The sequence below is a fragment of the Kutzneria buriramensis genome (assembly GCF_003387475.1).
Classification (GTDB): domain Bacteria; phylum Actinomycetota; class Actinomycetes; order Mycobacteriales; family Pseudonocardiaceae; genus Kutzneria; species Kutzneria buriramensis.
In genome coordinates, this window is sequence record NZ_QUNO01000005.1 from 292361 (window position 1) to 308685 (window position 16325).

Below are 16325 nucleotides of genomic sequence, written 5' to 3' on the forward strand. Positions count from 1 at the left end.
TGGCGGCCAGACTGACAAGCCCTCGTTGCGCTACCGTCCAAGCCACCGCCGTGCGGACCAAGCAGATCGCCCACGGCTATTCCCTTCGCTGATGATCGAGGGTGGCGGCGGCGTCACGGGCGGGTCACGACCACGAGCTCGTCCCGAGCGCGGGTGGCCGCCACGTAGCGCAGCGACTGGGTCCGCAACTCGGCATCGGCCCGCTCAGCGGGATCCAGTCTTTCCAAGCGCGCCAGCTCCGCCGGCGACGGACGACCGGCCGCGAGCACGACCTTGGAGAACTCGGTGCCTTTGGCACGGTGCATGGTCATGACTGGCACCCGGCCCGCAGGAGGCCGGTCGCGATCGACCGCCCGAGCGTCGATGCCATGCTCGTTCAGCGCCGTCACTACCCGGTCGCGGTGAAAGCGATCCTGAACCAGGACCGCCACAGTCTCGGGAGCATCCCCCGCGTCCAGCCAGCTTCGGACGTGGTCAGCGACGGCCTGCAACTCGTCACTGAGTGAGTCGACGGATTTGATGGTCGGGGCCGGGCCAGTCCGGGCGGACCGGTAGCCGGTGGCCTCGGGCTGATCTTCCAAATCGACATACTGTCCGCTGTCGATGAGGCTCAACGCGTAGTGCAGGTTTTGAGCCGTGGTTCGGTAGTTGAGGGTGAGCCGTTGTGAGCGGCCGACGATGGCTATGCCGTAACGACCGAGGACGACACGGCTACCGTAGATGCGCTGATGAGCATCCTCGGCGATGAAAAGGTCGTCTGGATGCTCTCCGACGAGGGCGCGCAGCAGCTGCCAGTGACTGGGCGAGAGGTCTTGACCTTCGTCTACAAGCACATGGTCGGCAGGCTTGTCAATCTGCCGAGCCAACTGTGCGGCGGCAACGGCGGCGGCCTCGGTGAAATCGAGGCTGCCGTCGATGCGGCTCTGTGCCCGGTACGCCGCGATGATCGCCCACAAGGCGGATCGTTTGGCTCGGTCGAGGGCTACGCCCCGGCCGGGACGACGCACCCGAAGGTAACCGGCCTCATCGTGCACTTTGTTGGGAAGCACGATGTGGGCGTATTCGGTCGATAGGAATGCTTCGTTCGCCAACTCTGGTGACAGCGACGTGTCGACTGACTCGATGGCCTCGCGCCATCGGGTGCCGACGGTGCGAGCGATCGGTGCGGAACGTTCCTCACCGAGGACCTCGCGCATGGCAAAGGACAGGCTGCTGCCGGCGCCGCGCAGCACGGCGGAGGCCAGAGCATCCACCCCCGTGACGTGCACGCCCGGCTGGCCGAGGGCCTTGGTCTGCGGCACGCGCGGATCAAGTTGAGTCAAGCTGTCGCTGAGCGCCTCGGCGAGGTTGGTGGTGAACGTGGTCAGCACGATTCGGACCTGCGGGTCGCGACAGGCCAGCGCGCGGGCCCGGTGGACCAACACGACGGTTTTGCCGGTGCCCGCGCCTCCGGACAGGCGGAACGGACCGCTGTAACTGCGTTCGACGTAACGGCGCTGTTCGGGGTGCAGGAAGACTCGCCAAGCGCCGAAGTCACCGTGTTCGATGACGCGGCGCAGTTCTTCCTGGTCGCCGATGAACGCGTACTGGAGAGCCGCTGCGGGCCGCATGAGTGAGTGCAGGACATCGGCGTCGTCATCGCCGGACGGAGCGGCCTTTTCCAGTTGCATGCGCGCGACGATCGCCTCGACGGTGTCGCCGGCGGCGAGGTCGACCAGGATGGTGCCGATCCAGCCGTCGTAGCGCTGGGCGAGGTCGAGCACAGCGTCCTCGTCCGCGGCGGCGAGCGCCTGATCGGCGACGTCGTTGGGCAGGCCGAGGGTGTCGATCAGGGCCCCGTGGTCGTGGCCAAGACGGGCGAGCAGCGGCTGACCGTCCGGCAGGGCCGTGTTGGGCGGGACGGGCGCGCTCGGCGCCGCCGGCAATGCTATCTCCTCGATCTGCGGCAAACCGTTGATCGGGTTGACACTCAGCCGTACGCGTTGTGCCACGGCGATCGCATCGTCGTGCGGCCAGATCCCGTGAATCACGTAGTGGCGCTCGTCGTTGCTGTCGAGGCGGAACATGACGGCCCGCCAGGAGTCGTTGACCCGGCCGGTGCGAACCCGCGGGTCCACAGCGTTCTGGATTGGTTCGACGTGCAAACCGGGAGTGGTGTCGTCAACGCTGAGCTTCTGCAGGAACGCCATGGCCTTGCCATGGATCGAACCGTCGAGCTTGCTGGCAAGCTTGCCCATGATGATGGTCGGCATCAACGCTCCCCGGATCGATGCGAAGTGGCACCGGCGACGGCGACGGCGACCAGCTCGGGTGAGGGTTCCACCACCAGCCAGCCTGCTGCGGTCAAATCTGCGCGATCCTCCGGTGGCATGTGCGAAAAGGCGACAGCGATTCGGAGGTTGGGCCAGGACACGTCGAGCGCGATGCCGTCGGGGCCTTCCTTGCCGATTGCAGGCGGAGTGGCGAGCCCTTGGGCGGCGAGGGCCGCGACAAGCTCACGTTCCGCCCCAGGTGCCGCTCTGTCGTAGACGTCTGCCCATGCTCCTACGGGTCGGTTGTCCTGCCGTTCTGTCTCGTGGTCAGCGCTACTTGACGGGGCGACAAGGCTGGTCGTGGTCACCACAGTGGGCCAGTCGCGTACCGCGAGAGCATTGGACAGGCGCAGCCACCCTCGCCACGCGGCCGCGTGGGCGTCGTCGAGAACCTCGTTACGATCGTCGAGGACGACGGCCACGCGCACCATCGTTGTGGGCAACATCTCGATGACCGCGGCAAGTGCGCCCACACGGTACAGCTGGACCCGGCGGTCTCCCGTAGGGAGATGTTCGTCGAGCAGGACGGCGCGGGCCACCTCCTCGAGGCTGACATCATCGGGGACCTGCATTGGCTGCGCGCCTCGGGACAGGAACATCGGCACAGCCCGGGCAACGGTCTGGACCGCGCCCGGATTGGGGGCAGTCACCCAGTCGACGAGCCAGTCCACCGGGCCACGACCGAGCGCCCTGTACGCCTCTGGTGGCGCCTGAAGCTGCGGCACGTTCATCAGGCTGCCGGCGAGGTCGGGGCTGTACCACTCCGGTCGACGGTCGGCGTCCTCCGTGGACAGATCATGGAGGTTGACACCAAGGACGATCAGGCCTGCGTCACGCAGGTTCGCTCGCTTGGTCGCGTCGTCGGCGAGCCGGTTGCAGGCAGCTGTGGCGTGATAGGCCCGCCCGTCCGTGAAGATCGCCACGGCCGGCACGTTCATGTCGGTGGTCTGCAGCAGGAAGTCCGGGCGGGAGTCGGCGATGTTCGCCTGCGGAGTGAGTGTCCACTGCCGGTGCGCACCGGGCAAGGTGAAGCGGACCAGATTGCCGGTCGGGCCCGGTGTCTCGGTGACGGCGGCACCGTTACGGCGTAGCTGGCCGACCAGCAGCCGGTGGAAAGCGCGTTCCAGATGCGACTCCGGCTCCTCGTGGGGTGCCACCTCGGTCACGGTCCAGGCCGTCCCTTCAGCGGTCAGGGCATCGGGGCCCAACGCGAGCAGAGTGCGCAGGTGCCGCTCGGCCGAGGCGCGGGAGACGCGCCGGACCGCACCAGGAGCGGTGAACGGCAGCAGGCACCGATGACAGGCAAGCCGTTCCTCGTGCCGGCACTCGCAGTCGCGGACCCGGTTCCAGGCCAGCACGAGCAGTTCACGCAGGCGGTCGGGGTCGGCGTTCTCGGCGAGGTAGCCGGTGCCACCGGGGACCGCGTCGTGCAGCAGAATCGCCTCGTGGTTGTCCGTGCCGTCGGACAGGGTCGGATCCACGACGTGCTCGACGCGGATGTGATCCGGATGGCCACCCATCTGTTCACGTAGGCCGAGCAGCAGCGCCGCAGCGAGGCTGGGCACGGCGAAGTCGTCGCCGATGGTCACCGAGCGAGGCAGCCGGATCACCAGCCCTTGGGTACGCAGTGTCCGCGACAGGGCAACCGTGCTCGTCACCTCGACGGCAGATGTCCGGTGTGGACACCAGGGACGGTGCTCGTGCGGCCGGTTCCGCCCGGATTCGGTGTCCTTCTTCCCACAGCCGGAACAGACCCGGAACAGCATGCCCTGCCGTTCGTGACCACCGACGGTTCGGGTGACTCCATGGCTCGGTGTCCCCAGATTGATCCACCGTAGGTCGACCGAACGCAGATAGGTACAGCCGAGCCCGGTGTCCTCGACGAACCAGCGGCGCACCGCGTTGGCGGGGTCGATGTCGGCAGCAGTGACGATCTGGAACGCGGCGTGACCGCGCTCGTCGCGACGGTCGGAAATCGCCACCTCGTCCCGACGAACCTCGGCCGACACGCGGGTCAGCTCGACCACGTCGATGCGCTGGCCAGTGTCCTGGATACCGCGGCTGCCGCACCGGGGACACGGTGGTACGGGGAGTTCTCGACCGGATTCGGCGACGTCTGCCGCATAGCCGCAGGCAGGGCAGAACGCCCAGGTACGGATCGACGCGCCGTCAAGCCCTAGGTCGACCGCATCGATCGTGATCTCCCATCCACGGGCATAGAACGTGGCCCCTGGGGCGAATTCACGCAATGCGTGCGCCGAGCCACGTTGGAACTGCGCGGCGCCGTATTCGTACACACCAGTGTCCGGATCGGTCCAGGACAGGCCCACATCGAGCGTGACCGAATCGTCGAGCAGGGTGTAGTTGGGCAGCAGCCCGTACTCCTCCAGGACGCTGATCCAGTACGTGCTGCGCAGATGAGAGAGCTGGCTGGCGGTCAACTTCCCGGTGGCCTTGGCCGAGCGCAGCGCCTGCCGGTCGTCGTCCGTCACGGCCGGCGACGCCACGCGCGCCTCCAGATCAGGCAGGAGCTTGACAATTTCGGCTTGCCGTTGCTGCAGTGTCTGCACAGTCTCCTGCCACCGCTGGCTGGCGGCGTGCACATGGTCGGCAAAGCCGCTGGTACGCGGCCCGTTTGCGGGGCGCAGCCACTCACGCAGGCCAGTCACCACCTCGTCCGGCAAGCCGTCGAAGGTGGCGACGAACCGCGGCAGGTACTCGTCAACGCCTTGCTCGGCGTGCAGGACAAGGTCGCCAAGGAACGTACCCGGCTTGCACGATCCGATCGCCCCGGCTGCCCTGCGCGGGTGAGGCCGTCGGACGTCGCGGGCGAACGCGTCCGCCAGATATGCGGTGTACTGCCGGCGCAGAATCTCCTCGGCCGCCAGGTAGGTCGCCGGTGGCCGTACCTCACCGTCCACAACGGACAGTGGGTCGCCGAGCTTGGGCAGCTGCTCACCACGGCCGGTGACAAAGGCGAGGTCGAGAGCGTTGCCGGTGAGCCGCCCCGCCCGGCCCACGCGCTGCAGGTAGGAGGCGACGGTGGGCGGCAAGGAAGCCAGGAACACTGCCGAGAGGTCGCCGATGTCGATGCCCATCTCCAGTGTGGGCGTGGCCACCAGCACGTTCGGCGCCTGTGGGCTACCGCCCGAGTTGCGGAACCCGTCTTCGTAAGCCAGGCGAGTCTCGTCGTCGAGCAGGCTGGTGTGTTCCCGGGCCACGACCCGGCGCATGTCCGGGGAGGCGTACAGGCGGCGATAGAAGTTGTCCGGCAATGCCTCGGCGGTCAGACGGCCACGACACTGCACGTTCAGGCACGGTGCTCCGGCGAGCTGCTCGACTGAGGCCACGGAACCCGGAGTCGTGGCACGACACATGTTGCAGACCAGCAGGTGCCGACCGAGGGACAGGTCTGCCAGCTTGGTGGGCGCGACGACGACGCCGGACGCGGGGATGGCGTACACGGTGGCACCGGAGTCGCTGGTGGTGGTCGTGAGCACGCCGTCACGGGCCAGCCGGTCCAGCAGCATCCGGGCCAGCCGCCCACCGTCGGGCGGGGAAACGTCGAGTACCCGGGCGGTCCAGCGGGCGTACCAGGACTGGGCGGACGTGACGGCGTCCAACCCGCGAGTCGATCCGCCTTGCCCACCGACCTTCGGATACGCCGGGGCGGGCCGGTCCCGGGGGAACGCTGGCATACCTTCACCGCGCGGGCGTCCGCCCCAGATCGACCAGTCCCGTCCGTCGTCGGCGCGGTACCGATCGAACCACGGATGGTCGATCGCGCCCTGGGCGCGCATCCGGTCCAGCACGCCGCGTACCCACTGCACCAGTGTCGAATCACTGCGGGTCTCGGCGTCGAGCTGGTTTTGCCAGGAGGTGCCCTGTAGGGCGGCGCGAGCGACGCCGGCCATGCGCGGGGGCAGGCCCGCCTCGACCTCGACGGCTACCGAGCCGGTCAGTTCCAGGGTACGGCCGGTGCGTGAGTTGAGGCCGAATTCCAGCGCGGCGTCGAGCGCGAGCCGCTTGCGGACCCGGGAGCGCACCGAGGCGCGTGCCCCGCGCAGCGTCTTCGCCTGCCAGAAGTCGGTGAAGGACTCCCGATCGGCGCAGTCGGGAGCGAGGATGCGGTAGCGCGCGAACGGGTCGTTGCCGGCCTGCCGGATCACTTCGTCGACCAGCGCGTCGAGGGCGAGCGCACCCTCGCTCACGGCATCGTGGAATACCGACCGCAGGGTGAGTGTGTGCGAACGGGCCTGCACGAACCCGGCGCGGTGCGCGGCATCCTGCACCGAGTCGGTGAAGACGAGTGCCTTCTTCTCCCGTGCGTCGAGGGTGGGCGAGCCGAACAACGTGGACAGCGACACCGACAGCAGTGTGGCGATCGCGCTACCGAGGAACCGGATGCCGTCCTCCTGCTCGCAGGATGGGCACGTGTCCTTGCGGCTCTGGTCGTCGGCGTCGGAACCGACGTTGGTGAGCACCGGCAGGATCCAGCCGTCGCGCAGATCGGGATCGTCCTCGGCCACGCTGGTGAGCAGTTCCCGGTGGCGCACGGAGAACCACATCAGGCCGTCGACCGGCCGCTCGTCGTCGAGGCCGACGGCCGCCTCGGCGGGCGCGTACAGCAGCGGACGGAACCGGCCTTCCCTGGCCGCGTGGTTGCGGCGGATGTCGTCGTCGTCCACCGCGAAGCTGGTTCCCACGGGCGCCAGACCGATGCCCCACCCCGACCGGCCGCAGTGGCGGCAGAAGATCGCCGGGAAAGACGGGCGGGCCTCCTCCGCGTCGCCGTCGGCGACCGGCGGTCCGTCATCACCCCACCGGAACCGTGCCGAAGCCGCCGCGGCCCGGTCGATGCGTGTCAGCTCACGCACCCACAGGTGCACGTCGACCGACAGCGCGTCCCGGCCCACAACCGCGCGCACATGGCCGAGCGCCGCCAACACGTAGGACAGCAAGATCGTCACCCGGTCGGCGTCCCCGTCGCCCCGGCCGAACACACGAGCGGCCAAAGCGTCGAGGGGCACCGCATGCTCGGCCTGCCGAGCCAACTCCTGGACGAGCGGATGCGCCCGGCACACCGCCAACAAGAACTCGGCCGAGCTGTCGTCAAACCGATCCGCGTCGACTCCATAGAGGACGCCCAAAATCGTGTGAGCGATCTGTGCGCCAGTGGCGTCGTTGCCGTGCACCGACACCGTATCGGCCGCTCCCGCTACGTCGAGGTCCTCGGTCCCGACCGGGGTGAGTCCGGCCGCTGCGACGGTTTCGACCGCGTCAGCGGTCCACTCGTTGAGACTCAGCCGGGTCTCGGTCACGATGGCGTCGGCGTCGAACCGCTCCCCGAAGACAGCGCGCGCGAAATCGAGCATCACCGTAGGGTCGCCCTTGTCGCCCAGGGTCGCCGAGGTGGCGACCGGAGTAGCAAGGCCGAGCGGTCGAGCGCGTGTCGCATCGTCGATGCTCGGGTCTTCGTCGAGCCAGTGGCTCTTGAGCGCCAGTCCGAGCCGGCGCAGCAGCATCGCGACATCGGTGCCCTGCGCGCCGTCGTACGTGTGGAACTCGTCGAGTACCAGGTAGCGCAGGCTGGTCGACGACTGCCGCCACAGGTCCTGGTCCTCGTGGCGCAGCAGCAGTTGGTCGAGCATCTTGTAGTTGGTCAGCAGGATGTCCGGCGCGCTGTCCCGGATGATCGCCCGATCGGTGATCAGCCCGTCCGAGGTAACCGTGGTGCGGGTTGACCCTTTCTGTCCGATATAGAGCGCAGCGGTCACGTCGGCGAGAGCGGGATGCGTGGTGAGCAGTTTCGTCAGCCGGGCCGCCTGGTCGTTCGCGAGCGCGTTCATCGGATAGAGGATGAGCGCTTTCGTACCCGTCACGCCCTCCCGGCGAGCGCGCAGCACGTGGTCGAGGATCGGGTAGAGGAACGCCTCGGTCTTACCTGAGCCGGTGCCGGTGGTGACCAGCGTCGGCAATGGACGACGTGGCCTCCCGTCCGCGGCGGACGCCAGCCGAGCGAACGCCGCCGCCTGGTGCCCGTACGGCGGGAAGCCCTCGTACCAGCCGAGGGTGTCCCGCCAACCGGCATCGGCTGGTCGGAACGGCAACCGCAGCCGGACGTATGGGCCCTTGAACATGCCCGTGTCGGGATCGGACAGGAACCGGTCCAATCCATCGCGGGCGTCTCCGTCTGTGAGCCCGAAGGTCGTCGTCAGGTAGTCGACGAGGCTCGTCCGGATGCGAGCCGCCTGCAGGGTGGGCAGCAGCTCACTCACGAACGCTCCTCTAGCAGGCGCTCGAAATGGGCATAAGCCTGCCGCATGTCCGCCTCCCGGTCCAGCGTCACGAACGGCAGCTCGTAGGTATAGGCGTTGCCCGCCTGATTGGTCGCGGTCCGCTCCTCCTCGGTGATCCGGTCGCCCTTCTTCCGCCATACGGTGAGCACCGAGTTGGGCACGAGCCGTCCATTGGCGTCGTAGTAATACACATTCCGGTCATAGCCGTAGAGCACCGCGAACTCGGTGCGGTAGATCGTGCACAGCTCGTCGGCGGCCAGCCCAAGCGCCAGCGCCACCAGCGCGTCAATCTCGACGAGGGCTTGCCGCCGATCAGCCGCGATCCGTAGCGGTGTGTCGACATCCCAAACAGGCCTGACGGCCCCGAGCGGCTGCCGTCTCGCGTGCGTAAGACCTCCGGCCCATGCGTCTTCGCGGAATGATCGGCGGTAACAGCGATACCAGAGGTCTCCATACGCATCCGCAATGCAGTTGAGCCTTAGGGTGCGCAAAACAAGTTCCGACAGGAAGGCGTCATTCGCATACGGAAGGCGCCGAACAGTCGCTGCCGTGATCGCCGACTTAGGCGCGGCACGAACGAAGAAGTCAGCCAACAGCGACGATAGAACTGCCAACATTGCAACCAAGGACTCCGGTTCAGAACTAACCGAACTTACCGATGAAACCGTATGAACATGAGTACTACCTGGCGGAATGAGCGCTGGAATTAAGGTTCGCTCGTTCTTATTGGCCGCCATTGCACGCCATGCAACGCGATAGAAATTGCGGGCGGGATGGGCGTTCTGGTCGCCCCAGTGGGTGTAGTCGCGGGCGTAGCGACTCCGGTCGCCTCGAGGTTTGTACGCAGTGACCGGGATTGCGTCGGCTGACAGTGCCTCAAAGTCCGTCGCCGACCAATCCTGGTTGTGCAGCATGGTCTTGTTCGGCGCCTTGTACATCGGCGTGGCCACGAACAGGTGCGGGCCTTGCAGGATCACGTCGTCCCAGGACGCCGGCTTGCCCCATTCTGATTCGAAGTACCCACTCTTGCGATCCCGACTCTCGTGCCAGCCTTCCGAGAAGTGGAGCTCCAATTCGCCGATCCGTCGCGCGTGCGAAAGCTTGTCAAGGACCGAGACCGTGGAGCGGTTGACCGCGTATACCATCCGAGTCTGCCGAACTGGCGTTTCAGGGGATTCGAGGATCGCGTGCCACATGCCAAGGGTTTCGTCGGTGACGGTGGTAATGCGGCTGCGATGCGGGCGCACATCCCAGTTACCATCCGGATCCTTAATACCAGGTTCAGGCCCAGAGCCATCGTGGTCGAGCGAGCGAATGACCGTGTCGGGATGGTAAAGCGACGTGGCCATACGGAAGTCAGGCACCGGTTGCACTGCGCCGTAGACGTGCACGCCATAACTTACTTGATCGTGAATTTCGAACAGTTTCAGCTCGTTGACGAACTGCCAGTGACGCCTAAGCCGTCGATACGCGTCACAACGAAGAGCTGCAGCCTTTTCGTCGGTGAAATGCGACTCGGGATGAATAAGGCCGACGACTCCCACAGGTGAGGCGTTGCGCCAGGCCTGAACCATGAAGCAGCGGTAGAAATCCGGCGTCAACCGCTCCAGTTGGGGGAAGTTCGCCACGGAGCCGGCGAATGCGATGGCCGCCGCAGTGGTCGCAACCCCTTCCGCAGCGGTATCAACGCATCTACGGTCCGTCCACGCCTCGGCACGTTTGCGCTCCTTGGCAGTGACGGATGGCCGTTCGGCGAGCTTCCACCAAGGATCACGCTCCGCAAGCAGCGCCTCAAAATCGGTTCGCGGCCTTACCCACGGCGGATTACCGACTTGCAGGTTGAATCCACCCTTGACGAAGACAGGCGCAAAATCCAGCGCCCAATGAAAGAAGCCTTCACGATCGGCAACGGCTTCACATACTCGCAACCATGGATGCGCACGTAGCGTCGCGTCAACGGTCAAACAGCCGGCAAGGCCCAAGTCCAGCTCTTCGTATACATTCAAGTCTTCCCAACTCACTGCGGTGCCAAAGGTGAGCTGCCCCTCAGGTGCCCGCCGCTTACCAGCATGGACGCCGACGAGCATGCGCATGCCCTCGATCCACTGGTCGAGGTTGGGAGGCGTCACTGCATCGCCAGCCTGGCCCGTCACTTCCTCGACGAAAGCTTCAGAGACTGGCCAATACCAGAGGGCGCACCATGCATCCATGACGCGACGCAGACGTCGATAGGCACCGGAGGGGTCGGCAAGGGCCGCCTCGATCTCGGCCCTCTGAACCTTTCCGCCCGAAGGTATGTCTTGACCACGCCACACCGGGACTGACCGACGGATCTCTGATTCTGCAACCCCGAGCCGGTTCGTCGCGATCTGCCACAGCTTCTCCACCCGCCGCGCGAGGTCGCAGAGGGCTTCGATCTGCCTCTGTGTCGGCTTGCTAGTCACATTCTTGCGCCAAGTTTTGAGACGGGCCCGAGACTCGGGATAGAGATCCCTGGCCTCCTTGGCCTCGTTGACCTCCGCAGAGGAACCCCACCCGATTGACGGCAGTAGGAAGTGGTGGATACCGCCGCCGGCGACCCGTCCCGCCTCGATGTCCTCCACGAGCGACGCCAGAGGAACGTCTCGCGGTACTTCGTTCAGCCAGGACTTGTCGCTGACCTGCCTGCGCTGGTACACCGCCCTGCGGGCGCCAACGAGGGAGTTGCCGCGCCGCAGATGCAGCCCGAACCACGGCGCCGACAGCCCCTCGACCATGGTGTCTAGCCACAGGGAGATCTCGGCCAGCTCGACAGCTGTGGCGTTGAGGTCCACGCCGTACACGTTGTGCAGCGCCAGGTAGGCCTTGACCTCCTGCAGCCGGCGCGGGTACTCGTCCGGGTCGATGCGCACGCCCAGCTCGTTCTGGCGGCGCTTGAGGTACTGCTCGGCGAGTTGCCGCACCGCTTCGATGGCGAACGCCCCTGAGCCCAGGGCGGGCTCGCAGACGGTCATCTGCAGGATCTCCGCCGCGGCCGTAGTGCGGCCGTCCTGGTCGAGCAGTTCTTCGAGGGCTTGGCCGACGGTGAAGCGGGTGAGTACCTCGGGCGTGTAGTAGGACGCGGACTGTTGGCGCTCCCGCCCGGCCAGGCGGAACACGAACGAGCCCTTCTGGTGCAGCACCGGCCGCAGCTCACCCGTGTGCGGGTCGACGGTCTTCACGAAGTCGGCCGGCGCGATTCCGTCGGCTCGCTCGACGGGAACGACCCATGACCCCTTGGAGCCGTCACCGTTCTTGGCCACCTCGTAGAGGTCCGTCTCGGCGAAAAAGCCGGTGTAGGACATCAGGCCCTCGTAGACCGCGCCGAGCTGGTTGATGCCCAACTCCGCGTACGAGATGAAGCCGCGGTCCTTGCCGCGAGACTCCTTGCTCAGCAGCAGATGGGTGAGCACCTGCTGCAGCGCGGCGTTGCCCAGCCCAACGGCATCGATGTGCGCGGTCGCTTCCGGCCGGAACAGGTCGGCTCGCAGCGCGTTGAACGGCAGTCCCTCGGCGAACGCCGAATCATGTTCGTCCTCGCTGCTGCCGCCTACCGCCATCGGGGCGTGTCCGGTGTCGACCAGCCCGAACAACACGCCCATTGAGTCGTACAGGTGGGTGCCGTTGCGGGACCGTGGGCTGGCCAACTCGACCTGGACCAGCTCGCGCAGCCGGTCCAGGCTGTAGCCCTGGTCGTACTCGCGGGCGCCGACCGGGAGCACGCCCAGTTCGGGCGATGCCTCGGCGTAGAGCAGGAACAGGACGCGGTAGAGGAACCGCAACGCCTGCTTGGCCAGCGGCTGGGCCTCGCTGGCCGGCAGTGGATCGAGTCCTTTGTCTCGCCGGCGGGTGACCACCTCGTTGGCGATGATTTCGATGGACAGGCGGACTCCGTCGCGCAGGTCCTTGGAGACGCCGACGGTGTGTTTGATGGAGGCTTCGAGAACGTCGTGCCACCACAGCTTGCCGTCGGCGTCCGGTGCGATGGACTGGGCAGAAAGGCAGGTGAGCGCGCGATCGATCTCCCCGCCCTTCTTCCCCTCGTTGCGTTCGCAGACCAGTTGCACGTCAACGGCGAGGTAGCGGCCCTCGGCCCAGCGCTCCCGCTCGGCGAGCAGCACCCAACGGCCGGCGAGCACGAGGACGAGGTCTGGGGCGTCGTCCGCGACGAACAGCGCCGAGGTCAGCCGCGCGGCCGACTTCACCTCCTCGGCGTCCTCGCTGAGTTGCACGGGCTCGCGCAGGGTGACGGCGTCGCGGGCGAGCAGGTCCTCGACCACGGCGACCGGTCGAGCGGTCATGACGACCAGGGGTGCGTGCTCGGTGACACCCGGAGACGACACCCGGAGCAGCGGGCCCTGCCGGTCGAGGACGAGGCCATGACCGGTCAGTTCGAGCACGTCAAGTAGCCGTTCGTGGACTGCGGCCGCGGCATTGTCGGCACTGCGTCCGTCGCGTGCGTCGGCCTCGGCGGCCGGGTCGAGAAGTTCGGCCAAGGCCGCTAGGTCGGTCTCCAGGCCCTGCCGGGCATCGACGAACCGTGATCGGGGTGTTTTCCTCCCCTCCTTGGCCTCCGCGTCCCAGAATGCCCGCCGCTCCAGCACCTTGGCGTGGAAAGACTCACTCTTGGCTTCGGTGGTGAAGTAGTGCTCCGAGATCCAGCCCTCACCGACGAGGATCGCGTCCGACCCGTTCATCGCGTCACACCTTCCACGTCCGGGACGACGACCAGTAGCGGCCGTGCGAGTTGTCGGTCCGGTGCCATGGCCTGCACCATGGCCCGTTCCTGTTCCACGCTCGCTCGCCGGTGTTTGATCTCGCTGCGTTGGATGAGCGCTTCGGCATCGTTGTCCCAGCGCTTCAGTCGGGTGGACCACTGGTCCACTCGGCTTGCCACGTCGTTGGCGGCTGCTTCGAAGAGGGTGAGCAGGTGCTTTTCGGCCTGGTCGACCGCCGGGGCCACGAGCCTCTGGAAAGCCTCCACGTCGTCGATCGGCCCCGGGTTGACGCGCGGCCGGTCCCAGCCCAGCGAGGCCAGCGCCTCCCGGGCCGAGCTGTGCGGGGCGATCAGTGCGAAAGACGGATCGTCCTGCGCTGGGAACTGCGCGGTCAGCCAAGCGACCGACACGACCTGGCCGCGCCTGTTGGTCAGCGTGCCCACGAGTAGGACGGTTGGGGCGTTCACGCCGCCGCGTACCGCGAAGACCTCGTTGCGGCCCAGCACGGCCAGGGCCCGGTCTGCGGCCCAGTCGAGGACGGGGTGCAGCGGAGCGAGATAGTGTGCGTCCGGCCAGCTCAGTTTCTTGCTGTCGCGCAGCGCCGCGGCGAGCCGGTCCTTGCCGCGCGCCGGGGTGGTCGCGAGCACCAGCTTGTCGGTGACGTCACGTTCGGCGAGGTACTTCTGCGGCAGCACGTCCAGGCGCTGCACGAGGTCGGGTGGTGGGTTCAGCTCGACAGTGCCGAAGGCGGCGTCTCGGCGCCACCCGACTCCACCGCGTGCCGGTGGCGCCGTCGGGTCGATGAAGGCTTCCCGTAGTGCATCCTCCAGATACGACACCTCGTCGTCGTACAGCATCGAGCCGAGGTCTGTCCCGGCGGTGGTCTCCGACTGGTGCGTCGCCGACGGCTCGGGCATGGGTGCGGGTGGCGCGTCGAAGAGCTGGGCGAACAGCGCGCCGAGGTCGTTACCGGCCGTGACGGCGGCGACCGGGCGGACCACGTCGTCGAACTCCTTGCTGCCGGCCAGCACGGCGCGAATGTCGTCCTCCTCGCTCTTGACGTCGTAACGCCCCATCAGGGAAGCCACGTCACCGAGCGCGGTGTGTGCCTCGTTCTCCTTCTCCACCAGCTTGGCGAGGATCCGGATGTCTCCGGCGAACCGTTCGCTGGCTGGGTCGAGCAGCAGTGCCGTGATGCGCGGGGCGTGTTTCTGCCCGTATCGGTCGATGCGACCGTTGCGCTGTTCGATGCGGATGAGGCTCCAGGGAATGTCGTAGTGAATCAGGTCGTGACACTGGGCGTGCAGGTTCACTCCCTCGGAGGCCACGTCACCGGTCACCAAGACCCGCACCGGCGCCTGCTCCTGCTTGAACGCCTCCACGATGTTCTGCTGTTCGTCGTCAGCCAGCCCGCCATGCATGAGCGCGACAGCGTCGGCAGGCAGGCCAAGGTCACTGGGAAGACTGCGGTGCAGCCAACGCAGAGTCTCCAGGCGCTCGGCGAACACCACCGCCCGGACCGGTGAGCCGCGGCCCACCCCGATCTGTTTCAGGTGCTCGACGAGCCGTTGGTACTTGGCTGGCGGCCGCCGCAACGTCTTGTCGTTGAGCTCAGCCAGCCGGTGCAATGCCTGTCGTTCCACCCCGGCCCGGTCGTCGTGCCCGAGGCGCCCCAACCGCCCGTCGATGGTTTCTTTCAGCGCGGCCGGCGAGGACAGGAACGCCTTGGCCAGCGTCCACGGAAACAGCGATGCGTTCTGCCCGGAGTACGGGCTGCCGCCACGACCCGGCCACAACCAGGTCTCTTCCAGTTCGCGGGCCACGGCGTTCTCTTCGTCCGTCGCCGGCACGAGGACGTTGTCCGGCTCGCGCCGTTCGGCCCAGTCGCCGCCGACGACCTGGGCGACCTCGGGGCTGTGCCGGTGCCGCCGGATGACCAGCCGTCGTATTTCGTCTGGGTCGAGCCGGTCATCGGCCGGCACGGACGAGGGGTCCAGCAACCGCAGCAGCTCGGCGAACGAGTCGGCACGGCCATTGTGCGGGGTTGCCGAGGCGAGGATCAGCGCCTCGGCGTTGCGGGCCAACAGCCGCGCCAGCCGGTTGTTGAGCGTCGCCGCGTTGGACAGATTGTGCGACTCGTCGATGACCACGGCATCCCAGCGCTGCTTGCGCAGGCTCGTCACGTACCGATCGGACTTGAGGGTGTCGATCGAGATGATCACCCGCTTGTAGTAGGTGAAGGGGTTTCGCGTTGCCGGCAGCTTCTGGCGCACGCGCTGAATGCCGGCGGAGTCCAGCCGGACGAACGGCAGCGCGAACCGGCACCACAGCTCGTGCTGCATCTGCTCCAGCACATGCCGCGGGGTCACGACGAGGATCCGTTCACCACGGCCACGCCGCACCAGTTCCGAAAGGATCATGCCGATTTCGAGGGTCTTACCGAGGCCGACGGCGTCAGCAAGCAGAATCCTCGGCCGCAGGTTCACCGGATCGAGTGCCTTGCGCACCGCCGACTGCTGGTAGCTCAGCGCGTCAGCCAGTCCTTGGACGGCCACTGACAGCGAGCGCTCCCCGAGTGGCACGGGGATCTTACGAATGGTCGACTCCAGCCATAGCCGAGCAGTGCGGTAGCGCGGGCTGTCGTCGGCCACTACCTGCGCGCGGGCCGGCTCCAATGGAACGACCTCGTCGAGGCTCGTGTAGAACGAGGCGCTGGTGTCGCGGACCAGTTCGCCGAGGCCCTGCACGTGGACGAGGGTGCCGTCGGCGGTCTCCTCGACCGCTCGGACCAGCCACTCTTCGTCGCGGATCACGACGATCGATCCTGGCGCGAGTGCCACGCGGTCCTCGGACTTCGTTGCCGTCACAGATACGTTCTCCGTCATCGAGTGCAAGAGAGGTTCATCCACAGCGCATGGTCATTTTTGCGGCCCGCAGCGTAACTCGCAGTGAGAGCTGTCGTGGTCTCCTTGGCTAAG

Annotated in this window: 4 protein-coding genes; all 4 read right to left on the reverse strand. The window is 67.0% G+C overall.

Annotated elements, in window-relative coordinates:
- Positions 1-113: 113 nt before the first annotated feature.
- Genes BCF44_RS16675 through BCF44_RS16690 form a run of 4 tightly spaced genes read right to left on the reverse strand, consistent with a single transcriptional unit; the run spans position 114 to position 16232 of the window.
- Positions 114-2252 carry a UvrD-helicase domain-containing protein gene (locus BCF44_RS16675; RefSeq protein ID WP_116175197.1) on the reverse strand — a complete coding sequence of 713 codons (2139 nt, stop codon included), beginning with the start codon at positions 2250-2252 and terminating at the stop codon, positions 114-116.
- Entirely contained in the window at positions 2252-8590 is a 6339-nt protein-coding gene (locus tag BCF44_RS16680) for a DEAD/DEAH box helicase (RefSeq protein ID WP_116175198.1), read from the reverse strand. The genes BCF44_RS16675 and BCF44_RS16680 overlap by 1 nt, the downstream gene beginning before the upstream one ends.
- Positions 8587-13326 (reverse strand): class I SAM-dependent DNA methyltransferase, encoded by a 4740-nt coding sequence (locus tag BCF44_RS16685; RefSeq protein WP_116175199.1) that lies wholly within the window; start codon positions 13324-13326, stop codon positions 8587-8589. The genes BCF44_RS16680 and BCF44_RS16685 overlap by 4 nt, the downstream gene beginning before the upstream one ends.
- Positions 13323-16232: a helicase-related protein gene (locus BCF44_RS16690; protein WP_116175200.1), complete on the reverse strand. Its 2910-nt coding sequence runs from the start codon at positions 16230-16232 to the stop codon at positions 13323-13325. Before BCF44_RS16690 ends, BCF44_RS16685 begins: the two co-directional genes overlap by 4 nt.
- Positions 16233-16325: the final 93 nt, after the last annotated feature.